The organism is Streptococcus mitis (assembly GCF_002860865.1).
Classification (GTDB): Bacteria; Bacillota; Bacilli; order Lactobacillales; family Streptococcaceae; genus Streptococcus; species Streptococcus mitis_AT.
In genome coordinates this window covers 1-22,622 of sequence record NZ_PKIE01000006.1, presented here as the reverse complement: position 1 = coordinate 22,622, position 22,622 = coordinate 1, and the positions used below count along the sequence as shown (strand labels likewise).

24 protein-coding genes and 2 pseudogenes are annotated in these 22,622 nt (G+C 41.5%); 18 read left to right on the top strand and 8 right to left on the bottom strand.

The window, feature by feature from the left end:
* Positions 1 to 102: 102 nt before the first annotated feature.
* Both CYK18_RS08305 and CYK18_RS08300 read right to left on the bottom strand, forming a co-directional pair.
* Entirely contained in the window at positions 103 to 981 is an 879-nt protein-coding gene (locus CYK18_RS08305) for a LysR family transcriptional regulator (protein WP_101786086.1), read from the bottom strand.
* Between the two features lie 127 nt (positions 982 to 1,108).
* Positions 1,109 to 1,459 (bottom strand): helix-turn-helix domain-containing protein, encoded by a 351-nt coding sequence (locus CYK18_RS08300; RefSeq protein ID WP_000208712.1) that lies wholly within the window; start codon positions 1,457 to 1,459, stop codon positions 1,109 to 1,111.
* Between the two features lie 358 nt (positions 1,460 to 1,817).
* Here CYK18_RS08300 and CYK18_RS08295 point away from each other — a divergent pair, with 358 nt between their 5' ends.
* The 15 genes and pseudogenes from CYK18_RS08295 (at position 1,818) to yidD (ending at position 13,439) form a co-directional block, all read left to right on the top strand.
* Positions 1,818 to 3,443 carry a malolactic enzyme gene (locus tag CYK18_RS08295; protein WP_101786084.1) on the top strand — a complete coding sequence of 542 codons (1,626 nt, stop codon included), beginning with the start codon at positions 1,818 to 1,820 and terminating at the stop codon, positions 3,441 to 3,443.
* A gap of 202 nt (positions 3,444 to 3,645) precedes the next feature.
* Positions 3,646 to 3,765, top strand: a pseudogene (locus CYK18_RS08290) (IS630 family transposase); the annotation flags it as partial.
* 486 nt (positions 3,766 to 4,251) lie between these two features.
* The gene (locus tag CYK18_RS08280) at positions 4,252 to 5,229 is read left to right on the top strand and encodes an ABC transporter substrate-binding protein (protein ID WP_060627154.1); all 978 of its coding nucleotides are present in this window, start codon (positions 4,252 to 4,254) and stop codon (positions 5,227 to 5,229) included.
* 11 nt (positions 5,230 to 5,240) lie between these two features.
* Positions 5,241 to 6,134 carry an ABC transporter permease gene (locus tag CYK18_RS08275; RefSeq protein WP_101786082.1) on the top strand — a complete coding sequence of 298 codons (894 nt, stop codon included), beginning with the start codon at positions 5,241 to 5,243 and terminating at the stop codon, positions 6,132 to 6,134.
* 12 nt (positions 6,135 to 6,146) lie between these two features.
* Positions 6,147 to 6,950, top strand: a complete 804-nt coding sequence (locus CYK18_RS08270) for an ABC transporter ATP-binding protein (protein ID WP_000157661.1) — start codon at positions 6,147 to 6,149, stop codon at positions 6,948 to 6,950.
* 325 nt (positions 6,951 to 7,275) lie between these two features.
* Positions 7,276 to 7,524: a YneF family protein gene (locus CYK18_RS08265; RefSeq protein ID WP_000364990.1), complete on the top strand. Its 249-nt coding sequence runs from the start codon at positions 7,276 to 7,278 to the stop codon at positions 7,522 to 7,524.
* Between the two features lie 199 nt (positions 7,525 to 7,723).
* Positions 7,724 to 8,518, top strand: a complete 795-nt coding sequence (gene racE, locus CYK18_RS08260; protein ID WP_000370376.1) for a glutamate racemase — start codon at positions 7,724 to 7,726, stop codon at positions 8,516 to 8,518.
* Complete coding sequence (locus CYK18_RS08255; RefSeq protein WP_101786080.1) at positions 8,515 to 9,486, top strand: nucleoside-triphosphate diphosphatase; 972 nt, start codon at positions 8,515 to 8,517, stop codon at positions 9,484 to 9,486. Before racE ends, CYK18_RS08255 begins: the two co-directional genes overlap by 4 nt.
* On the top strand, positions 9,462 to 9,983 hold the full coding sequence (locus CYK18_RS08250; protein ID WP_033676182.1) for a metallophosphoesterase: 522 nt from the start codon (positions 9,462 to 9,464) through the stop codon (positions 9,981 to 9,983). The genes CYK18_RS08255 and CYK18_RS08250 overlap by 25 nt, the downstream gene beginning before the upstream one ends.
* Positions 9,980 to 10,441: a cyclic-di-AMP-binding protein CbpB gene (cbpB, locus tag CYK18_RS08245; RefSeq protein ID WP_000560711.1), complete on the top strand. Its 462-nt coding sequence runs from the start codon at positions 9,980 to 9,982 to the stop codon at positions 10,439 to 10,441. Before CYK18_RS08250 ends, cbpB begins: the two co-directional genes overlap by 4 nt.
* Positions 10,438 to 11,172, top strand: coding sequence for a site-specific tyrosine recombinase XerD (xerD, locus tag CYK18_RS08240; protein ID WP_308300791.1), 735 nt, complete (start codon positions 10,438 to 10,440; stop codon positions 11,170 to 11,172). The genes cbpB and xerD overlap by 4 nt, the downstream gene beginning before the upstream one ends.
* Positions 11,172 to 11,900 carry a segregation/condensation protein A gene (locus CYK18_RS08235; RefSeq protein ID WP_101786076.1) on the top strand — a complete coding sequence of 243 codons (729 nt, stop codon included), beginning with the start codon at positions 11,172 to 11,174 and terminating at the stop codon, positions 11,898 to 11,900. The genes xerD and CYK18_RS08235 overlap by 1 nt, the downstream gene beginning before the upstream one ends.
* A gap of 18 nt (positions 11,901 to 11,918) precedes the next feature.
* Positions 11,919 to 12,488 (top strand): SMC-Scp complex subunit ScpB, encoded by a 570-nt coding sequence (gene scpB, locus CYK18_RS08230; protein ID WP_000105301.1) that lies wholly within the window; start codon positions 11,919 to 11,921, stop codon positions 12,486 to 12,488.
* Positions 12,475 to 13,197 (top strand): pseudouridine synthase, encoded by a 723-nt coding sequence (locus tag CYK18_RS08225; protein ID WP_001222228.1) that lies wholly within the window; start codon positions 12,475 to 12,477, stop codon positions 13,195 to 13,197. Before scpB ends, CYK18_RS08225 begins: the two co-directional genes overlap by 14 nt.
* Positions 13,197 to 13,439, top strand: coding sequence for a membrane protein insertion efficiency factor YidD (yidD, locus tag CYK18_RS08220; protein WP_000821624.1), 243 nt, complete (start codon positions 13,197 to 13,199; stop codon positions 13,437 to 13,439). Before CYK18_RS08225 ends, yidD begins: the two co-directional genes overlap by 1 nt.
* Before the next feature lie 216 nt (positions 13,440 to 13,655).
* On the opposite strand, the gene CYK18_RS08215 is transcribed toward yidD, so the two are convergent.
* The 5 genes from CYK18_RS08215 to galE form a co-directional block, all read right to left on the bottom strand.
* Positions 13,656 to 14,627 carry a siderophore ABC transporter substrate-binding protein gene (locus CYK18_RS08215; RefSeq protein WP_101782495.1) on the bottom strand — a complete coding sequence of 324 codons (972 nt, stop codon included), beginning with the start codon at positions 14,625 to 14,627 and terminating at the stop codon, positions 13,656 to 13,658.
* 95 nt (positions 14,628 to 14,722) lie between these two features.
* Positions 14,723 to 15,475 carry an iron ABC transporter ATP-binding protein gene (locus CYK18_RS08210; RefSeq protein WP_101782496.1) on the bottom strand — a complete coding sequence of 251 codons (753 nt, stop codon included), beginning with the start codon at positions 15,473 to 15,475 and terminating at the stop codon, positions 14,723 to 14,725.
* A complete protein-coding gene (locus CYK18_RS08205) occupies positions 15,472 to 16,428 on the bottom strand; it encodes an iron chelate uptake ABC transporter family permease subunit (protein WP_101782497.1) in 957 nt (318 codons plus the stop codon). The genes CYK18_RS08210 and CYK18_RS08205 overlap by 4 nt, the downstream gene beginning before the upstream one ends.
* Positions 16,418 to 17,377 (bottom strand): ABC transporter permease, encoded by a 960-nt coding sequence (locus tag CYK18_RS08200; protein ID WP_180947962.1) that lies wholly within the window; start codon positions 17,375 to 17,377, stop codon positions 16,418 to 16,420. Before CYK18_RS08200 ends, CYK18_RS08205 begins: the two co-directional genes overlap by 11 nt.
* 143 nt (positions 17,378 to 17,520) lie before the next feature.
* Positions 17,521 to 18,519 (bottom strand): UDP-glucose 4-epimerase GalE, encoded by a 999-nt coding sequence (galE, locus tag CYK18_RS08195; RefSeq protein ID WP_101782499.1) that lies wholly within the window; start codon positions 18,517 to 18,519, stop codon positions 17,521 to 17,523.
* Positions 18,520 to 18,811: 292 nt separating this feature from the next.
* Between galE and pepA the strand changes: the two genes are divergently transcribed.
* A complete protein-coding gene (gene pepA / locus CYK18_RS08190; RefSeq protein WP_101782500.1) occupies positions 18,812 to 19,876 on the top strand; it encodes a glutamyl aminopeptidase in 1,065 nt (354 codons plus the stop codon).
* Between the two features lie 19 nt (positions 19,877 to 19,895).
* Positions 19,896 to 20,192 carry a bacteriocin immunity family protein gene (locus CYK18_RS08185; RefSeq protein WP_061864539.1) on the top strand — a complete coding sequence of 99 codons (297 nt, stop codon included), beginning with the start codon at positions 19,896 to 19,898 and terminating at the stop codon, positions 20,190 to 20,192.
* Between the two features lie 203 nt (positions 20,193 to 20,395).
* Here CYK18_RS08185 and CYK18_RS08180 read toward each other — a convergent pair whose 3' ends face one another.
* Entirely contained in the window at positions 20,396 to 22,027 is a 1,632-nt protein-coding gene (locus tag CYK18_RS08180) for a Na/Pi cotransporter family protein (RefSeq protein ID WP_101786074.1), read from the bottom strand.
* A 303-nt stretch (positions 22,028 to 22,330) separates the two neighbouring features.
* Here CYK18_RS08180 and CYK18_RS08175 point away from each other — a divergent pair.
* Positions 22,331 to 22,483 (top strand): annotated as a pseudogene (locus CYK18_RS08175) (YSIRK-type signal peptide-containing protein); the annotation flags it as partial.
* Positions 22,484 to 22,622 lie beyond the last annotated feature (139 nt).

Here is a 22,622-nt window from a genome sequence, read left to right as displayed (position 1 = left end):
GCCTGCGGCTAGCTTCCTAGTTTGCTTTTTGATTTTCATTGAGTATAATATCTACAATGTAAAAAACTCTAGCTATCAGTTCATTGATAGTTAGAGTTTTTTCTATTCATATGATTTAAGGAGATTAAATAAGGCTTCTACTTCTGATGACGGTGTAGCTGATTTAAGGTAAGCGTAATAAACTGTAAAAGTTATCTTGTCCTTCGGTATAAGAGGAATTTTTATTAAATCATCATCTTCATCAGAAAGTGCGATATCAGCCAGTAAACTAAGGCTAATCCCTTTCTTTAAAAGTTCTTTAAGGATGGCAATGTCATCAGTCTTAAAGAATATTTCTGCCTTGTTTTGATACTTTTGATTAAGCGTTTCAAAAGCTTTCAGGTGAACAAAGTGTTCGTCTAAGAGTATAAAGGATTGATCTGCTAATTCTTCAAAAGCGAGGGAAGGAGCAGTGGCAAAAGGATGGTTCTTAGATAAAACGACATATAGTTCTTTATGAAATAGCTCGTGTGACTCTATTGAAGGATAGTTGAGAGGTTCAATCAAACCGAGTAGGCTTGCATCAAGGTCTCCTTTGATGAGAAGGTTTAATAACTCCACGGAGCCACCGCGGATAGGGCGTACCTTTTTTAAAAAATCGAATTTATCTTTTTCGTTTAAGACAGCAAAGAGATACTGAATGATAATAGGAGGGAATCCTACAGTAGAGTATTGTGCCAAGGAGCGATTAATTTCTTTGCGAGTAGAAATGACCTCAGGTAAAATCAGTTCTGTATGCTTTAGAAGGATTTGTCCTTGAGGAGTTAGCTTGAAGGAACGATGCGAGGGGTCATGGTGAATCAATTTGCAGTTAAAGGATTCCTCTAAGCGCTTGATAGCATAAGAAATAGATGGTTGGCTGACTTTATGTTGTTTTGCTACTTCCGTATAGGATTGAAGCTGGCAGAGGTCATAAAAATATTGTAGATCTTTTAAATTCATATGGGCTCACTTTCATTAGTTGGAGAAGGAAAATAAGTGGAAAACAGCAGATAAATAATTTTTATCCGTATCCTACAATTTGACTATACGAGTATTCACCAGTTAAAATGTAAGTGAGTCAGGGATCTCAAAGATTATCTAAGATACTCTCAAAAATGACCAACATCTTTTCTCGTTTATCAATAGGGAGCTGTTTAATCTTCATGTTGATTCTTTTGAGTGAAAGATTGTCACTCTTATCAGAGGTTGATTCAAGGCTATCAAAATTGAAAAATTCCTCTGGGGTCATTTCTAGGGCGTCAATCACTTTTTCAAGACTGTGAATGGTCAGATTCACATTTTGGTTTTCAAGTTGATTGATATACTTAAGCCCGAGTCCTGCTTGTTCCGAAAGTTCTTCCTGGCTCATTTTATTCTGAGTTCGAAAATATTTCACTTTTTGGGAAATATATTGTTGTAAATAGTTTTTAGTTGTCATATAAATAGAATACAAGTTTTATATGACAAAAAAACACCTTAAAAAATACAAAGTATTACATAACATACCTATATGATATTTATTTTAATTAGGATTGTCAATTTGTATGATTGGTTTATTTTACTCGAAACTTTTAGTAAAGAGTGATCATCGAGAGTTTGATGAGTTCAGAAATTTATAAAATATAACAACTTAAAGTATTATCAATAATAGTGTTTTAAGTATAAAAGAGCCTATTAGAAATTGTTCTCGTAGACTCATTATAACATATGCGTATACAATTATATTATTTAAACAACAACGTTTCATGAACAATTCGTTTCATGTGGTATAATATAAATAAAAAGGAGGTTGCACTATGACTGCACATGATATTTTAAACAATCCTTTCCTCAATAAAGGTACTGCCTTTACCTTAGAGGAGCGAAAGGAACTAGGCCTTATTGGTTTACTGCCACCGTATGTTCAAACGATTGAAGAACAAGCGGCGCAAACTTATGCACAAATGCAAACAAAAGCCAATGATTTGGAAAAACGTCTTTTCCTAATGGAAATTTTTAATATCAACAGGACTCTTTTTTATTACCTCTTTTCTCAACATTTGGAAGAATTCAATCCAATTGTATATGATCCAACCATTGCAGATACAATTGAAGGTTATAGTGATCTTTTTGTAGATCCCCAATATGCTGGATATCTTGATATTAATCATCCTGAAAATATTGAAGCTACTTTGAAAAACGCTGCCGGGGGTCGCGAGATTCGTCTCATTGTTGTAACAGATGCAGAAGGAATCCTTGGAATTGGCGACTGGGGAACAAATGGTGTCGATATTTCTGTTGGGAAATTGATGGTCTATACGGCTGCTGCTGGAATCGATCCTTCAATGGTCCTTCCTTTAGTCATTGATGCAGGGACTAACCGTGAAGAACTTCGTAACAATCCTAATTACTTAGGAAATCGTCACGAACGGGTCCGCGGAGATCGTTACTACGACTTCATTGACCAATTTGTTCAAACAGCAGAACGTCTCTTTCCTAAACTTTACCTTCACTGGGAAGATTTTGGTCGATTGAATGCTGCCAATATTCTTGAAAAATACCGGAAACAAATTCCGACCTTTAATGATGATATTCAAGGTACAGGAATCGTTACCTTGGGTGGTATCTTTGGTTCGCTGGATATTAGTGGTGAAAAATTAACAGATCAGGTTTATCTCTGCTATGGTGGTGGTACTGCGGGTGCAGGAATTGCCTCTCGTGTTCTTCGTGAAATGGTAAGTGAAGGTCTTTCTGAAGAAGAAGCCTATAAACGTTTCTTTATGGTTGATAAACAAGGTCTTCTCTTTGATGACATGGATGACTTGACACCAGAGCAAAAACCATTTGCTAAGAAACGTGCTGACTTTAGTAACGCAGATAAGTTGACTGATCTGCTTGAAGTAGTGAAGACTGTGAAGCCAACCATTCTTGTAGGAACTTCAACTCAGCCTAATACCTTCACTAAAGAAATAGTAGAAGCTATGTGTGAAAACACAGAACGTCCAATGATCTTCCCTTTGTCAAATCCAACTAAATTGGCAGAAGCTAGCGCCAAAGATTTGATTGAATGGTCAGATGGCAAAGCTTTTGTTGCCACAGGAATTCCTGCTGATACGGTTTCTTATAAAGGTGTAGACTATGTGATTGGTCAAGCAAATAATGCCCTGATTTACCCAGGTCTTGGTCTAGGTATGCTGGCTTCTGAAGCAAGTCTTTTGACTGATGAAATGATTGGAGCAGCGGCGCATTCATTGAGTGGTATTGTCAATCCAGGCCAACCAGGAGCTCCTGTCTTGCCACCATTCAAGTATGTAGCAGATGTTTCTATTAAAGTAGCAGAAGCAGTCGCTAAAAAAGCACAAGAGCAAGGTCTTGCACGTGCTAAGGAAACAGATATGGCCAAAGCAGTTCGTGATTTGAAGTGGTATCCAGAGTATAAATAATTCATTTCTGTTGCCTATCCTCGGGATACTTGGCTTATTTTGGATATGTTAGCAATCTACAGAGTTGATAACCGAAAAGTAAAGAGATTGTCGTATTGACTATTGGTTTTAAACAGTATAAAATAACTGTCGATTTTTTGTCCGACTGCCAAGAGTCAGTTTAATACTATACTAAAATCAAAACGCATTATATAATAGTGATATGAAATCAACTAAAGAAGAAATACAAGCCATCAAAACACTTTTAAAAAACTCTAGTACAACTGAATACCATAAAAGTCTTCAAATCGTTCTATTTTATCTAATGGGCAAATCTTTGAAATTATCCTAAAAGAATTGAAAGAATTATGAAAAAATTTTAAAAAATTCTGAAATATTCTTGACAGCTGATAAAAAAGGTGGTAAGATAGGAAACATCAAAAAAGAAAGCAGAAAAAGAAATGAATAAGAAACAAGCTGTAACGATGAATCAAAACTTTTACTTTAGCTACTTTAGATAGTGTTTGTAGACATGTCACCATGGATGCAAACAGTTCAAGCAATTTGTTTGTATCTATGTGGCTAAGATTTTTGATTGTGGTCCATATAGATGAATATCTAAATGGACTAGCTAAGTTGTAACTTGTTAGATTATTTCAAGCATCCGTTTAGGTATTATCTAGGCGGTTTTTTGTTTTATACTCTTCGAAAATCAAATTCAAACCACGTCAACGTCGCCTTGCCGTACTCAAGTACAGCCTGCGGCTAGTTTCCTAGTTTGCTCTTTGATTTTCATTGAGTATTATCTTTTCTGAGAAGGAGTTTCATTATGAAAGTTGTTCGAAAATTACTAGCACCCCTCTTGGTAGTGGGGATTCTCTTGACCTCTCTGATCAGTTTGCATCAGTTGAAGGCAGATAAGAAAAAAGATGTTTTTCGTATCGGTATTTCGCAGTTTATTACTCATCAATCTTTGGACGCTACTAGAGAAGGTTTTGTGGATGAGTTGGCCAAGCAAGGCTATATTGAAGGGAAAAATATCGAGATTGATTTGCAAAATGCACAGGGAGAGCAAAGAAATCTAAAAACCATTTCCCAGCAACTAGCAGAATCTAGTGATGTCGTTCTAGCCATCGCAACGCCTTCTGCTCAGAGCTTGGCCAATACAACACAAACGACACCTGTTATCTTTTCAGCGGTAACAGATCCTGTCAGTGCCAAGTTGGTTGAGTCAAGAGAGCATCCTGGGGGCAATGTTACTGGGACAAGCGATCAGTCATCAGATGCCATTTCAACCCAAATCAATTTGATAAAGAAAGTGTTACCAAAGGCTAAAACGATTGGAATCCTCTATACTCAGAGCGAGCCAAATTCAGTTGTCCAAAAGGATGAAGCTAAGCGCCTTCTGGAAGAAAAAGGCTTTACCGTTGTTGAAAAAACAATCTTGGACAGTAACAACGTCAAGGCGGCTGCAGAAAGCTTGATGGCAGAGGTGGATATGGTTTTTGTCCCAACTGATAATATCATTTCGTCAACCATGGAAACAGTTAAGCAGGTTTCTATTAAACACAAGGTTCCAGTATTCGGTGGTTCAACAGAAATGATTGCTGTTGGTGGCTTGTATAACTACGGAACCAATTATGAAGAATTGGGAAGACAGACAGCTCGCATGCTGATTCGTGTTTTAAAAGGTGAGAAGCCAGAAAATATAGCAGTTGAGTTGCCTGAAAAACTGGAATTGCATACCAATCAAGAAATGGCAGATGCATTGGGAATTGATATTAGTAAGTTAGAAGGCAAGGAATAAGGAGGTTTAAGATGAATTTTGTATTATCTAGTTTATCAGAAGGTTTGCTATGGTCGATTATGGCTATTGGGGTCTACTTGACTTTCCGTATTTTGGATATTGCGGATATGACTGCTGAAGGAGCCTTTCCACTGGGGGCGGCTGTCGTCGTATCTCAGATACAGGCAGGGATAAATCCTTGGATTGCGACCTTACTTGCTTTGCTGGCAGGTATGGTAGCAGGTCTAGTATCAGGAATGCTCCACACCAAGATGAAAATTCCAGCTCTCTTGACAGGTATTGTGACCTTAACAGGGCTTTATTCAATCAATATTAAAATCATGGGAAGCGTGCCTAATCTTTCCTTGGGAGATTCTGCAACCGTCTTTAAACAATTGGCGAGCTTGGGGCTGTCAAATGAAGGAGCTGTTTTCTCACTCAGTTTAGCTTGTCTCTTACTTGTTTGTTTGGTCTTGACTCTTTTGATGAAAACAGAGATTGGCTTGGTCTTGCGTTCGACTGGGGACAATATTCCGATGAGTGAGGCCAATGGGGTCAATGTAGACACCATGAAGATTGTTGGTTACATGATTTCAAATGGCTTGATTGCCCTATGTGGTTCCTTGTTTGCCCAAAATGATGGATTTTCAGATGTGACTTCTGGGACAGGAACCATCGTTGTTGGTTTGAGTGCAGTGATTATTGCAGAAGTCTTGATACACGACTTGACCATTGGAGGTCGCTTGTTATCCATCGGAATTGGTGCTATTGTTTACCGTTTGATTATTTTAAATATCTATGAAATTCCAAATCTAGATCAAAACCTAGTTCGTCTCTTTAATGCAATCTTGCTTGCCTTGGTTTTATTTGCGCCAGAATTGCAAAAGATATTAAAGATTCGTGGTCTGAAATTGAGAAATGAATAGGAGGAGAAAGTTATGGCAAGTTTGTTAACACTTGAAAATATTCACAAAACATTTGAAGCAGGGACGGTCAATGAGAACCATGTCCTCAAAGGATTAGATTTAGAGGTTGAAGAGGGAGATTTTATCTCTGTAATTGGTGGAAATGGAGCAGGGAAATCCACTTTGATGAATATCTTGGCTGGTAATTTATCGGTGGATGAAGGGGACCTTTTATTGGCAGGCAAATCCATTAAAAATCTGAGTGTAAGAAAGAGAGCCAAGGATATCGCCCGTGTTTTTCAAGATCCTAAGATGGGAACAGCTTCTCGTTTGACGATTGAGGAGAATATGGCTATTGCCTTAAGACGTGGGCAGAAGAGAGGGCTTGGCTGGGGCGTAAAGGAGAAGGATAGGATCCAGTTCCAAGAGGCCTTGAAAGAGTTGAATATTGGCCTTGAAAACCGCTTAAAAGTAGATACTCAATACCTCTCAGGAGGGCAAAGACAGGCCTTGACCCTAGTCATGGCAGCTCTGGTGAAACCCAAACTTTTGCTTTTGGATGAACATACTGCGGCACTTGACCCGAAAACTAGTCAAATGGTGATGGACTTGACGCAAAAGATTGTGGAACACCATCAGTTGACGACTTTGATGATTACCCACGATATGAACCATGCTATTGAGTACGGGAATCGTCTCATTATGCTCTATCAGGGTAAGATAGTGGTGGATGTCAAGGGAGAGGAGAAAAAGCATCTGACAGTTGAAGACCTCATGCATCTCTTCCAGAAAAATAGTGGCCAAAGTCTAGTCAGTGATGAATTGGTTTTGGGATAAAGAAAAAGGCTGAGCTCTAGTGTCTCAGTCTTTTATTAGTACAAATGGATAGGCAGAAATATGAAATTAATACTCTTCGAAAATCTCTTCAAACCACGTTAGCTCTATCTGCAACCTTAAAACAGTGTTTTGAGCAGCCTGCGACTAGCTTCCTAGTTTGATCTTTGATTTTCAGTGAGTATAAACTCAGTAAGGAGCCCTCTTTTGCAGAAAAGCAGGGTTCTTTTTGCTGTCTATTCCATCCCTGAAAGCGTAAAACAAACTGGTCAGGGTGGCTAGTTTGTGGTATAATGAAAGAGACTCAAAAAGAAACAGGAGAAAAATGATGGATTTACTTTTAGCAATTGTATTGATTGTGCTAGCTTTTCTAGGAGGAGCTCTTGGAGGAATGTACTTGGTTCGTAAGCAAATTGAAAAAGAATTCGCTGACAACCCACGTTTGAATGCTGAAGCAGTTCGTACTCTTTTGAGTGCAAATGGTCAAAAACCAAGCGAAGCTAAGGTACAACAAGTTTACCACCAAATCATCCGCCAACAAAAAGCAGCCCTTGCTAACAATAAAAAGAAAAAATAAATAAGGAAAAGTCTGGGATGAAAGTTCCAGACTTCTCACTATGTTGGTTATGGTTTAGGGATGAGACTTTTTCCTTGCATTCTATTGATATTTGATTATGATTAAGAGAGATAGTTGTTGATTAGGCTGTCCTTCAGTTCATAAGGATCAATAATCATAATGAACTATCAATCAGAAAAAAGACTAGAAAGAAAACTGTATGGATAATCGACCAATTGGTTTTTTGGATTCGGGTGTCGGGGGCTTGACCGTTGTGCGCGAGCTCATGCGCCAGCTTCCCCATGAAGAAATCGTCTATATTGGAGATTCGGCTCGGGCGCCTTATGGTCCCCGTCCTGCTGAGCAAATTCGTGAATATACTTGGCAGTTGGTCAACTTTCTCTTGACCAAGGATGTCAAAATGATTGTCATTGCATGTAACACTGCGACTGCGGTCGTCTGGGAAGAAATCAAGGCTCAACTAGATATTCCTGTCCTAGGTGTGATTTTGCCAGGAGCTTCGGCAGCTATCAAGTCCAGTCAAGGTGGGAAAATCGGAGTCATTGGAACACCCATGACGGTACAATCAGACATCTACCGTCAGAAAATCCATGATCTGGATCCGGACTTACAGGTGGAGAGTTTGGCCTGTCCCAAGTTTGCTCCCTTGGTGGAGTCGGGTGCCCTGTCAACAAGTGTCACCAAGAAAGTGGTCTATGAAACCTTGCGTCCCTTGGTTGGAAAGGTGGATAGCCTGATTTTGGGTTGTACCCATTATCCACTGCTCAGACCTATTATTCAAAATGTCATGGGGCCCAAGGTTCAACTTATCGATAGTGGGGCAGAGTGCGTACGGGACATCTCAGTCTTACTCAATTATTTTGAAATCAATCGTGGTCGCGATGCCGGACCACTCCATCACCGTTTTTACACAACAGCCAGCAGCCAAAGTTTTGCACAAATTGGTGAAGAATGGCTGGAAAAAGAGATTCATGTGGAGCATGTAGAATTATGACAAATAAAATTTATGAATACAAGGATGATCAGGACTGGTATGTCGGGTCCTATGCTATTTTTGGTGGCGTCCGGACGTTGACTGATGAAGACTTGGATTTCCCTCTGGTTGGATTGGCCAAAATCTTTCGAGACGAGGAACGAGGTTTCCCGATTTCAGTTACTGTTTTACGCTATGGTTCTCGCTACCGTTTATTGTCTTTTGTGGTAGATATACTAAACCAAGAGATGGGACGAAACATGGAAGTCATTCAACGACAAGGGGCTCTGCTCTTGGTTGAAAATGGCCAACTTTTGTATGTGGAATTGCCCAAAGAAGGGGTCAATGTTCATGATTTCTTTGAGACAAACAAGGTCAGAGAAACCTTGTTGATTGCGACTCGTAACGAAGGCAAGACCAAGGAATTTCGAGCAATCTTTGACAAGCTAGGCTACGATGTGGAAAATCTCAATGACTATCCTGACCTGCCTGAAGTAGCAGAAACAGGCATGACCTTTGAAGAAAATGCCCGTCTCAAGGCAGAAACTATTTCTCAATTAACGGGCAAGATGGTTCTGGCAGATGATTCTGGGCTCAAAGTCGATGTTCTAGGTGGCTTGCCAGGTGTCTGGTCAGCTCGTTTTGCAGGTGTGGGAGCAACTGATCGTGAAAACAATGCTAAACTCTTGCACGAATTGGCCATGGTCTTTGAACTCAAGGACCGCTCGGCTCAATTCCATACAACCCTAGTCGTAGCCAGCCCAAACAAGGAAAGCTTGGTTGTTGAAGCAGACTGGCCAGGCTACATTAACTTTGAACCTAAGGGTGAAAATGGCTTTGGCTATGACCCTCTCTTCCTTGTAGGAGAGACAGGCAAATCCTCAGCTGAATTAACCCTTGAAGAAAAAAATAGCCAATCTCACCGTGTCTTAGCCGTTAAAAAACTTTTGGAGGTATTTCCATCATGGCAAAGCAAACCATCATTGTAATGAGCGATTCCCATGGCGATAGCTTGATTGTGGAAGAAATCCGTAATCGCTATGTAGGCAAAGTTGATGCCGTTTTTCATAACGGCGATTCTGAACTGCGTCCTGATTCTCCCCTTTGGGAAGGCATCCGTGTTGTTAAAGGGAACATGGACTTCTACGCCGGCTACCCAGAACGTTTGGTGACTGAGCTTGGTTCGACCAAGATTATCCAAACCCATGGTCACTTGTTTGACATCAATTTCAACTTTCAAAAGTTGGACTACTGGGCTCAGGAAGAAGAGGCCGATATCTGTCTTTATGGTCACTTGCATGTGCCAAGCGCTTGGATGGAAGGCAAGACCCTCTTTTTAAATCCAGGTTCTATCAGTCAACCACGTGGGACCATCAGAGAATGTCTCTATGCTCGTGTGGAGATTGATGATAGTTACTTCAAAGTCGACTTTTTGACACGAGACCATGAGGTGTATCCGGGCTTGTCCAAGGAGTTTAGCCGATGATTGCCAAGGAGTTTGAGACTTTCTTGTTGGGGCAGGAGGAAACTTTTTTGACCCCTGCTGAAAATCTAGCCGTGTTGATTGATACCCACAATGCGGATCATGCGACCCTCTTGCTCAGTCAGATGACCTATACCCGTGTTCCTGTTGTGACAGATGAAAAACACTTTGTTGGGACGATTGGGCTCAGAGATATTATGGCTTATCAGATGGAGCATGATTTGAGTCAAGAAATCATGGCAGATACGGATATCGTTCATATGACGAGAACGGACGTAGCGGTTGTTTCGCCTGATTTTACCATTACGGAGGTCTTGCACAAGCTGGTAGATGAGTCCTTCTTGCCGGTTGTGGATGCGTCTGGTATTTTCCAAGGAATTATCACGCGCAAGTCTATCCTCAAGGCAGTCAATGCCCTCTTGCATGATTTTAGTAAGGAATATGAAATTCGATGCAAATGAGAGACAGGATTTCAGCCTTTTTAGAGGAAAAGCAGGGCTTATCTGCTAATTCCAAGCAGTCCTATAAGTATGATTTGGAGCAATTTTTAGACATTGTAGGCGAGCGGATTTCTGAGACCAGTCTCAAGATTTACCAAGCCCAGCTAGCTAATCTAAAAATCAGCGCCCAGAAGCGAAAGATTTCGACCTGTAACCAATTTCTCTACTTTCTCTATCAAAAAGGAGAAGTGGATAGCTTTTATCGTTTGGAATTAGCTAAACAAGCTGAAAAGAAGACCGCAAAGCCGGAACTATTAGACCTAGACTCTTTTTGGCAAGAAAGTGACTATTCAGAGGGGCGCTTGCTAGCACTCTTGATCCTAGAAATGGGGCTCTTGCCGAGTGAGATTTTAGCTCTCAAGGTTGCGGACGTCAATCTGGACTTTCAGGTGTTGCGAATCAAGAAGGCTTCCCAACAGAGGATTGTCACCATTCCCACAACCTTGCTTTCAGAGTTGGAACCTTTGATGGGTCAGATATATCTCTTTGAAAGGGGAGGGAAAGCCTATTCTCGTCAGTGGGCCTTTCGTCAGCTAGAGTCCTTTGTCAAGGAGAAAGGTTTTCCAACCTTATCAGCCCAAGCCTTGCGGGAACAGTTCATTCTAAGACAGATAGAAAAGAAGGTCGATTTGTACGAAATTGCAAAAAAATTAGGATTAAAAACAGTCCTGACCTTAGAAAAATATAGATAATGGATATTAAATTAAAAGATTTTGAAGGGCCCTTGGACTTGCTTTTGCACCTGGTTTCTAAGTACCAGATGGATATCTATGATGTGCCCATCACGGAAGTCATCGAGCAGTATCTAGCCTATGTCTCAACCCTGCAGGCCATGCGTCTGGAAGTGACGGGCGAGTACATGGTCATGGCCAGTCAGCTCATGTTGATCAAGAGTCGCAAGCTTCTTCCAAAGGTAGCGGAAGTGACAGATTTGGAGGATGACCTGGAGCAGGATCTTCTCTCTCAAATCGAAGAATACCGTAAGTTTAAGCTCTTGGGTGAGCACTTGGAAGCCAAGCACCAAGAACGGGCCCAGTACTATTCCAAAGCGCCGACAGAGTTGATTTACGAAGATGCGGAGCTTGTGCATGACAAGACGACCATTGACCTCTTTTTGGCTTTTTCAAATATCCTAGCCAAGAAAAAAGAGGAGTTTGCACAGAATCACACGACTATCCTGCGGGATGAGTATAAGATTGAGGACATGATGGTTATCGTGAAAGAGTCCTTGACTGGACGATATCAATTGCGCTTGCAGGATTTGTTTAAGGAAGCCCAGAATCTCCAAGAGGTCATTACCCTCTTTTTGGCGACCCTAGAGTTAATCAAAACCCAGGAGCTGATTCTTGTGCAAGAGGAAAGTTTCGGAGATATTTATCTCATGGAGAAGAAGGAAGAAAGTCAAGTGGCCCAAAGCTAGACTTGATAGAGAGGAAAGATGAGTACTTTAGCAAAAATAGAAGCGCTCTTGTTTGTAGCGGGTGAAGATGGGATTAGAGTCCGCCAGTTAGCTGAACTCCTCTCTCTGCCACCGACAGGCATCCAACAGAGTTTAGAAAAATTAGCCCAGAAGTATGAAAAGGACCCAGATTCCAGTTTGGCTCTGATTGAGACAGGGGGCGCTTATAGATTGGTGACTAAGCCTCAATTTGCAGCGGTTTTGAAAGAATACTCTAAGGCACCTATCAACCAGAGTTTATCTCGGGCTGCCCTTGAGACCTTGTCCATCATTGCTTACAAACAGCCTATCACACGGATAGAGATTGATGCCATTCGTGGGGTTAACTCGAGTGGGGCTTTGGCAAAGTTGCAGGCTTTTGACCTAATAAAAGAAGACGGGAAAAAAGAAGTGTTGGGGCGTCCCAACCTCTATGTGACTACAGATTATTTCCTAGATTACATGGGGATTAACCATTTGGAAGAATTACCAGTGATTGATGAGCTTGAGATTCAAGCCCAAGAAAGCCAATTATTTGGTGAAAGGATAGAAGAAGATGAGAATCAATAAGTATATTGCCCACGCAGGTGTGGCCAGTAGGAGAAAAGCAGAAGAGCTGATCAAGCAAGGCTTGGTGACGGTTAATGGCCAAGTAGTACGTGAACTAGCAACAACCATCAAGTCAGGCGACAAGGTCGAAGTTGAAGGTCAACCTATCTACAACGAAGAAAAGGTCTATTATCTGCTTAACAAACCACGCGGTGTCATTTCCAGTGTGACAGATGACAAGGGCCGCAAGACGGTTGTCGACCTCTTGCCCAACGTGAAAGAGCGCATCTACCCTGTAGGTCGTTTGGACTGGGATACATCAGGGGTCTTGATTTTGACCAATGATGGGGATTTTACGGATGAAATGATTCACCCTCGTAATGAGATTGACAAGGTCTATGTCGCGCGTGTTAAAGGTGTGGCCAATAAGGATAATCTCCGCCCCTTGACCCGTGGACTTGAGATTGATGGCAAGAAAACCAAGCCGGCTGTCTATGAAATTCTCAAAGTGGATCCAGTCAAAAACCGCTCTGTGGTGCAGTTGACTATCCATGAAGGGCGTAACCACCAGGTTAAAAAGATGTTTGAAGCTGTCGGTCTTCAAGTGGACAAGTTGTCACGGACCCGTTTTGGACATCTAGACTTGACAGGACTCCGTCCAGGAGAATCCCGTCGTCTTAATAAAAAAGAAATCAGCCAACTACACACCATGGCTGTAACCAAGAAATAATGAAACGAATTTTAATAGCGCCTGTGCGCTTTTACCAACGGTTTATCTCACCAGCCTTTCCACCCTCTTGTCGCTTTGAGCCTACCTGTTCAAACTATATGATTCAGGCTATTGAAAAACATGGCTTCAAGGGTGTCTTGATGGGCTTGGCTCGGATTTTACGTTGCCATCCCTGGTCGAAAACAGGTAAGGACCCCGTCCCAGACCATTTTTCCCTTAAACGGAATCAAGAAGAAAAATGAGGTTGGGCAAAAGATTTTAATAAAATGATAAAAACGCATCCTATCAGGTTTGAGTGAGCTTGATAGGATGCGTTTTATCATGTAAAGATGTTAGTTGATACTCAATGAAAATCAAAGAGCAAACTAGGAAACTAGCCGCAGGCTGTACTTGAGTACGGCAAGGCGACGTTGACGTGGTTTGAATTTGATTTTCATTGAGTATGAGTTTGAAGTTGCTTATTTCAAGCCTTTTTGTGCGTCTTCAATCATGAGTTTGGTTGATTCAAGTCCGCCTCCACTTAGATACCAGAGGTCTGGTGTTAGTTGGATAATCTTACCATTTTTAGCGGCAGGTGTTTCAGCGATGAGGGCATTTTCTAGGACACCGTCGTTGCTAGAGTTGTCTCCACCGATGGCAAGAGTACGGTTGATAACGAAGAGGATATCAGGATTGATTTCTTTGACACTTTCAAAGCTGACTTCTTGTCCGTGGCGAGAGTCTTCAAATTGAGTATCAGTTGGCTTGAATTTCAAGGTTTGGTACAAGAAAGAGAAACGAGATTGGGCACCAAAGGCAGCCATTTTTCCTTCGTTGAGGAGGATAGCAAGGGCTTTTTTGTCAGAGCTTTCATTTTTAGTAGCGACTTCTTGGATGCTCTTGTCTAGCTTGGCCAATTCTTCCTTGGCTTTCTGTGTACCAGTTTCGCCGAAGGCACTTGCTAAGGATTCGATATTAGCCTTAGTTGAAGTCCAGTAGTCGTCCTTGCTTGCTTGGAAGAGAACAGTCGGAGCGATTTCGTTGAACTTATCTACGAATTTTTGGGTACGTGGTGAAGCGATAATTAGGTCTGGTTCAAGAGCAGCAAGGGCTTCTAGGTCTGGCTCAACCATGGAACCAACATTTTTAACTTTTCCAGCTAGGTCTTTAAGATAAGTCGGAACAGTTTTTGTAGGCATTCCGACGATATTCTTTTCAAAACCTAAAGCGCGAATAGTATCCGCAGCACCGAGGTCAAAGGTCACAATCTTTTCAGGGACTTTTGAAAGTGTGACTATACCTAGTGAACTTTTAATGGTTACCTCTGTTGGAGCAGAGCTACTTGACTCCGACTGGCTAGTGCTTGAGTTTGAGTTTGTACTACATGCACCAAGTAGGAGCAAGAAACTAGCCACTAGGGCAGTGAGGTAAAGTTTAAGGGATGTTTTCATGATTTCTCCTTTTTAAAATGTGATAACGATTTAGGGAGTCTCTAGGTTTTATTGACTAAGAGACAAAATTTCTTCTAACTCGAGTTTCTATGTTACTAGCTATAGATACAGATCTTTTTGCCATTGATATCAGCCAGCGTGATAGGAATCTCATAGAGTTGACTGAGCAGGTCAGCCTGCATGATTTGATTGGTTGTTCCCTTGTTAAAGACTTGGCCGTCCTTGAAGGCGACAATTTCATCTGCATACTGACTGGCCATGTTGATATCGTGGAGGACGATGATAATGGTCTTTCCGAGTTCCTCCACCAGTCGCCGAAGAATTTGCATCATGCTGACGCTTTGCTTGATATCGAGATTGTTGAGTGGTTCGTCCAGCAAGATAAAGTCTGTATCCTGGGCCAGTACCATAGCGATAAAGACCCGCTGGAGTTGTCCTCCAGACAGGCTATCGATGTAGCGGTCTTTTAAGTTGGTCAGTTCTAAATAGTTCAGAGTTTCTCGGATTTTTCCCCAGTCTTCTGGTCTAAGTCGACCTCGGCTGTAGGGAAAACGTCCAAAACTGACCAGTTCTTCAACCGTCAATTTGGCTTGGTAATTGATTTTCTGCTTTAGGATAGTCAGTTCTTGAGCCAGTTCTTGCGAATTCCAGCTCTCGATTTCACGACCTTTGATACTGAGAATTCCCTGATCCTTCTTGGTCAGTCTGCTCATGATGGAGAGGAGAGTCGATTTTCCAGCACCATTGGGACCAATGAAGGCTGTCAGTTTCTGAGGGCTGACTTCAAGCGAAATGCCTTGCAAAATATCCTGTTTTTGAATGGATTTGTCAATGTTTTCCAGTTTCACTGACGCGCCCTCCTGTATAGTAAGATAAAGAATAGGAGCCCCCCTACGCTCTCGATGATCATGCTGATGCGAATTTCCAGCGCAAAGACTCGTTCAATCAAGGCTTGCCCCAAGGTCAAACTGATAAATCCAATCAGAATGGATATGATAAAGAGCAACTTGTGCCGATAATCTTTGACAATCAGGTAGGTAAGATTGGCCAGCATAAAGCCGAAGAAGGCCATAGGCCCTACCAAGGCAGTGGCTGCTGAGGTCAAAAGCACGATGCCCCAGAGGAGTTCTCTCTGTTCTTTTTCAACATCGAGTCCCAATATCTGAGCTGTTTCTCTTTGCAGGTGCAAGACATCCAGAATGACTGCTTTTCGAAAGAAAAAGATGGTCAAAGCAAGGATAATCAGAGAACCGATGGCTAGGATGGAAGTGTTGAGATGTTGAAAGGAGGCAAAAAGACTGTTTTGCAGTTTATCGTATTCGTTTGGATCCATCAGGACCTGAAGGAAGGTACTGATATTTCGAAAGAGACTTCCGAGGGCTAGACAAATCAGCAGGATAAAGACCAGATCTTGTTTCATCAGCGTCTTCAAGTAGCCTTGCAAGGCGAGAAAGAAGAGGGATTGAAGCAGAAGCAAAACTAGGAATTCTAAAATGGGAGACTTCCCGAGTTGAAGAAACTTGCTTTCAAAAACCAGTAGTAGAGTTTGCAGTAGGACGTAGAAGGATTCGATTCCTAAAATACTAGGCGTCAGGAAACGATTTTCCGTCAGGGTTTGAAAACTAATGGTCGAAATCCCTGTCGCGATAGCTACCAAGAGATAAACAACTATCTTTTGGGAACGTAGCTTCCAAGCAAAGGCTGACAAGTGAGTGATGGGCCAAAAGTAGAGAAGACAAGCTCCGACGGCAAGAATAATAAGAAGCCAGAAGAGCTTGGTATGTTTGCTTTTAAACTGCATCTTTTCTTCCCCCTCTCCAGAGAAGTAGGATAAAGACGAGGCTACCAATGATTCCTAGTAGAAGACTGACAGACAACTCATAGGGCCGAATTAGAACTCGGGATAGGATATCGCAGGCCAGAACTAGATTGGCACCGACCAGTGCGACCATGAGTTTGGTCTGACTTAGATTATCTCCATAGTGCTTGCGAACAAGATTGGGGACAATAACTCCGAGGAAAGGTAAGCCACCCACGGTAATCATGGTGACACTAGTCGTTAGCGCAACCAGAAAGAGGGCCAGTTTTTCAAGTAGGGAGTAGGAAATCCCCAAACTCTCACTGGCTTCCTTGCCCAGATTCATGATGGTAAAGGTTTGGGATAATTTCCAAACGGCTATCAGGATAATGAGCCCTAAGAAAAGCCATTCATACTGATGAGTCTGAATCATGGAGAAGGAGCCCTGGGTCCAGGCAGTCATACTCTGAACTAGATTGAAACGGTAGGCGATAACTTCTGTCACAGAACCGATAATCCCGCTATAGATGATCCCAATCAGAGGCAACATCCACCTTTCCTTTACAGAGAAAATAGTCATAAAGGCTAGGAAGAAGAGGGTAAATGTGATGGATGAAACAAAAGCAAAGAGCATCTTTTGAGTCAGACTAGCCGACGGAAAGACAAAGAGGCTCAATACCATTCCCAGTTTGGCAGCTTCAGTGGTTCCAACTGTGCTTGGAGCAGCAAACTGATTTTGAGTGATAGTCTGCATGAGAAGTCCTGCCATGCTCATACTAGAGGCAGTCAGGAGAATGCTGATGGTTCTTGGGAGACGGGATTCTTGAAGGAGAAGCCAAGTTTCATGATCCAGTGCAAAGAGTTTTCTCCATGAAAAATCACTAGTCCCAATGCTAATAGAGAGAAAGACTAGGAGTAGAAGTAAGCCAATTAAATAATGAGAAAGTTTCATACCCCATCCTTTCATGTAGATTTGGTACCGAAAGATACCTGCGGATATTACTGTAACACGATTTCTTTAATCTGTCAATAAATTTTCTGACAATTTAATGAATAAAACAAGGAGAGAGTACCAGGACCTTCTCCTCTGTTTTCCTATTCCAAAATGTTTTTGCCTTCTTTAACACGCCAATGATAATCCGATAAAATAATATCTTCGAGGGAGTAGCTAGCCTTCCAATCAAGATATTTTTTAGCTTTTGATGCGTCTGCTAGGACGCTAGCTGGGTCACCAGCACGACGCGCAACAATTTCGTGTGGGATTTCTTGATTCAGTAGTTCTTCAGCAGTTTTAAAGATTTCTTTGACGGTATAGCCTTTTTCAGTTCCTAAGTTAAAGATTTGAGAAGAACTGTTTTCTTGAAATAGGTAGTTCATTCCTTTAACATGAGCCTGTGCAAGATCCAAGACATGAATGTAATCTCGAATACATGAACCATCACGTGTATCATAGTCATCTCCAAATATTTTTAGGCTATCATTTTGTCCCAATGCGGTTTTGTTGATATTAGGAATGATGTGAGTTGGATTTTTCACACGTAGACCGTTTGAAGCATCCATTTCAGCCCCAGCAACATTAAAGTAACGGAAAATGACATATTTCCAATCATAGCGATTGGCCATCCAGTAAATCATTCGTTCGCCCATCAATTTTGTTTCTGCATAAGGGTTGACAGGGTCGAGCAGGGTATCTTCAGTTGCAGGCTTGTCAATACAGTTATTACCATAGAGGGAAGCAGTCGAAGAGAACATGATTTTTTGAATACCAACTTCAGATAAGACTTTGAGAACTTGGTTCATACCAGCAACATTGGCAGTGAAGTATTTACTTGGATTTTCAATACTTTCGCTCACAACAATCTCACCCGCACAATGGAGGACAGCATCAATCTGATTTTCTTCTAAGTAAGCCTTTAAGGCGCTAGCATCATAAACATCCAGTTGTTTAAAGCTAGCACGACTATCTACAGCTGAACGATTTCCTGTAGAGAGATTATCTAGAACATGTACCTGATAGCCAGCATTTAAAAGAGCTTTAACGGTATGGGAGCCAATGTAGCCAGCTCCACCTGTAACAAGAATTGTTTTGGTCATGATTTTTCCTTTTCCTAGTTTTGTACTATTTTAAAGAAATAAGAAGGCAAAGTCAACTATTTTCTGCAAATTTCATAAAAAACTGAACAAATATAGCATTGAATTGTTTTGTGTTTGGGAATTAATAGTTTGGGTGGTCTTGGAATAGTTCTTAGCTTTCACCTCACATGCAAGAAAATACAAGCTTTTTCTAAGATACAGTAAGACTAAGATACTAATTTAGAAATCCACCTTCCCGCTATCCTTCTCCTATAAAAAGTGGTAAAATGGATGAAAGAAAGAAGGAACTGAAATGACAACATTATTTTCAAAAATCAAAGAAGTAACAGAACTTGCTGCGATCTCAGGTCATGAAGCACCTGTCCGTGCTTATCTTCGTGAAAAGTTGACACCGCACGTGGATGAAATGGTGACAGATGGCTTGGGTGGTATTTTTGGTATCAAACATTCAGAAGCTGCAGATGCACCGCGCGTCTTGGTTGCTTCTCACATGGATGAAGTTGGTTTTATGGTCAGCGAGATTAAGCCAGATGGTACCTTCCGTGTGGTTGAAATTGGTGGTTGGAATCCTATGGTGGTTAGCAGCCAACGTTTCAAACTCTTGACTCGTGACGGTCGTGAAATTCCTGTGATTTCGGGTTCTGTCCCTCCACATTTGACTCGTGGAAAGGGTGGACCAACCATGCCTGCTATTGCAGATATCGTCTTTGATGGCGGTTTTGCGGATAAGGCTGAGGCAGAAAGCTTTGGCATCCGTCCTGGCGACACCATCGTGCCAGATAGTTCTGCAATCTTGACAGCCAATGAAAAAAATATCATTTCAAAAGCTTGGGACAACCGCTACGGTGTTCTGATGGTGAGCGAGTTGGCGGAAGCTCTGTCAGGTCAAAAACTAGGAAATGAACTCTATCTTGGCTCGAACGTCCAAGAAGAAGTTGGTCTTCGTGGTGCTCATACTTCCACAACTAAGTTTGACCCAGAAGTTTTCCTAGCAGTTGACTGCTCACCTGCTGGTGATGTTTATGGCGGTCAAGGCAAGATTGGAGATGGAACCTTGATTCGTTTCTACGATCCAGGTCACTTGCTTCTCCCAGGGATGAAGGATTTCCTTTTGACAACTGCTGAAGAAGCTGGTATCAAGTACCAATACTACTGTGGAAAAGGCGGAACGGACGCTGGCGCAGCTCATCTGAAAAATGGTGGTGTCCCATCTACAACAATCGGTGTTTGCGCTCGTTATATCCATTCTCACCAAACCCTCTATGCAATGGATGACTTCCTAGAAGCGCAAGCTTTCTTACAAGCTTTGGTGAAGAAATTGGATCGTTCAACAGTTGATTTGATTAAAAATTATTAAACTTAAGGAGGTGGTAGGGATGGTAGAACCAAACCTAGAAAGCCTTATAAAAGATCTTTACAATCATGCTCGCCATGATTTGAGTGAAGATTTAGTTGCTGCTCTCCTAGAGACTGCTAAAAAATTGCCTGCTACAAATGAGCAATTGCTGGCAGTTCGTCTCTCAGGCCTGGTCAATCGTGAATTGCTCCTAAATCCCAAACATCCGGCACCTGAGTTGCTCAACTTGGCTCGCTTTATCAAAAGAGAAGAAGCCAAGTACAGAGGAACCGCAGCTTCTGCCCTTATGTATGGGGAACTCTTTAAAATGCTTTGATTCCATTGTGGATCAAAGCATTTTTCTATATGTTAAAAAAGCAATTCTTGATGAGGAGAAGAAAAAAGCCATCCCATTCAGGATAGCTTCTTGGTACTTATACTCAATGAAAATCAAAGAGCAAACTAGGAAACTAGTCGCAGGCTGTACTTGAGTACGGCAAGGCGACGTTGACGTGGTTTGAATTTGATTTTCGAAGAGCATTAGATTTGTTCAGCGATGACCTTTTCAGCCAGATTCATAGCATGGTCTGATACACGAGTGTAGTGGGAAACAATATCGATAAAGTTGACCCCAGCTTGCGTTGAACACTCGCCCTTGTTGAGGCGTTTGATGTGAGTCTTTCTGAGAACGCGTTCCATATTGTTGATTTCTTTATGGCGTTCAATCAGACTTTGAGCTTTTTCAATATCATTGTTTTCTACACTATCAAGGGCATCCTTGATAAAGCCAGTGGTTTTTTGATAGATATCAGCTAGTTCCTCCAAAGCGGCTTCAGAGAACTCGACATTTTTACGTTGAAGATAGTCAGTCAGATTGATTAGTGCTTCTGCGTGGTCCCCAATCCGTTCCAAATCACGGGATGAATCAAGGATGTTGGTCAGCACTTCACTTTCTTTCTGGCTAAGAGCCTCGCTTGAAAGAGTAATCAGGTAACGAGTCAATTTTTCATCAATGGTATTGATGGCTTCCTCTGTCTTGTGTCCTTTTTCAGCAACCTTTTCATTGAGGTCAATGATGTAGTTGTATGAAAGGTCAAAGGCTTTAGAAGCATAATTTCCCAAGTGAAGGAGTTCTTTTTTGGCATTTCCGAGAGCGATTGATGGTGCTTGTTTAATCAGATGCTCATCAAGATAAAGTGGCTCGTACTTGACAACTTCATCTTCGCCAGGGATGAGCTTGGTAACAAAGTAGGCCAAGGCTCCGATGAATGGAAATTGTACAATGGTGTTACTTACGTTAAAGGCACCGTGAGAGAAGGCGATGGTCATCTCAGGTGAGAGGTGAAGGAGTGCCTGGAAGTACTCAATCATAGACGTAAATGGACCTAATAAGATTAAGCAAAGAATAGTCCCTAAAACGTTAAAGGTAACGTGGGTTGCAGCAACGCGTTTCGCAGAGACATTGGCTCCAGCTGCCGCGATGATAACGGTTAGGGTTGTCCCGATATTATCCCCGAAGAGAACTGGTAGCGAACCTTTAAGGTCAAGAAATCCACCTGCATAGAGACCTTGCAAAATCCCGATTGTCGCAGAAGAAGCTTGGATGAGGACGGTAATCACTGCACCGGCAAAAACTCCCAACACAGGATTTTGTCCCAAGGTTACCATGTATTCCTTGAATTGTGGTAAATCTTTAAGAGGGCTCATACCGGCACTGATGAGGTTGAGGGCGTAGAAGATTCCTCCTACACCAAACAGGATGCGTCCGATATTGTTTGCTGTTCTATTTTTGGTAAAGAAGAGGAACATGGTTCCAAGGAAAATCAGGGGTAAAGCATACTCACCAAGCTTGAAACCAATGATAAAGGAAGTAACGGTGGTTCCGATGTTGGCTCCCATGATAATTCCGATAGCCTGTCTAAGAGTGAGAAGACTAGCGCTGACCAGTCCAACCGTGATGACTGTAACCCCTGTACTTGACTGAATCAGGGCAGTCACGACAATTCCGACTAGAACACCTAAAAAGGGATTGCTAGTGTACTTGTCAATGTAAAAACGAAGGCGATCTCCAGCAGCTTGTTGCAAACCGTCTCCCATGGTCTTGATACTATATAAGAATAGTCCCAGACCACCTAAAAAGTGAAATAAAATTTCCTGCCAATTAATGGACATTTCTTTTTCCTCCGAAAAATAATAACGGAATTTCTCCTATTCTATTTTAAAGGATAAAAGTAAATCTAACAAGTGTTAAGCTAAGATTTTAGAAAGAAAATTCGTTAGAATGGGCCTTAATTATATTAATTTTACCAATTTCTAACCTAGATATAGGTATTTCCTTTTATATATTGACATTTAAAAGAAATATTTTAAAATGAGGGAGGAATTATCTTGGTCCCTGTGATTGGGATAAAAATTTTACAAAGAAAGTTAAGCGCTTTCTTTTGTGTAACAAAATCAATCTTTTAGGAGGAGAAAATGAAGAATCCATTTTTTGAAAGACGTTGTCGGTACAGTATTCGCAAGTTATCAGTAGGGGCTTGCTCGCTGATGATTGGGGCTGTTTTGTTTGCTGGTCCAGCTTTGGCAGAAGAAACGGCTGTTCCTGAAAATAACGGAGCTAATACACAATGTCATTAAGTTAGTGATCTAACTCTTTAAATAGGAGATAGGATTGAGAACATCAAAGTGATTCTCTATCCTATCTTCTATTTTTTTGCATGACAAATAAAGGTTTTTTCACCCTATTTTTTGAGATTTATGTTACTCT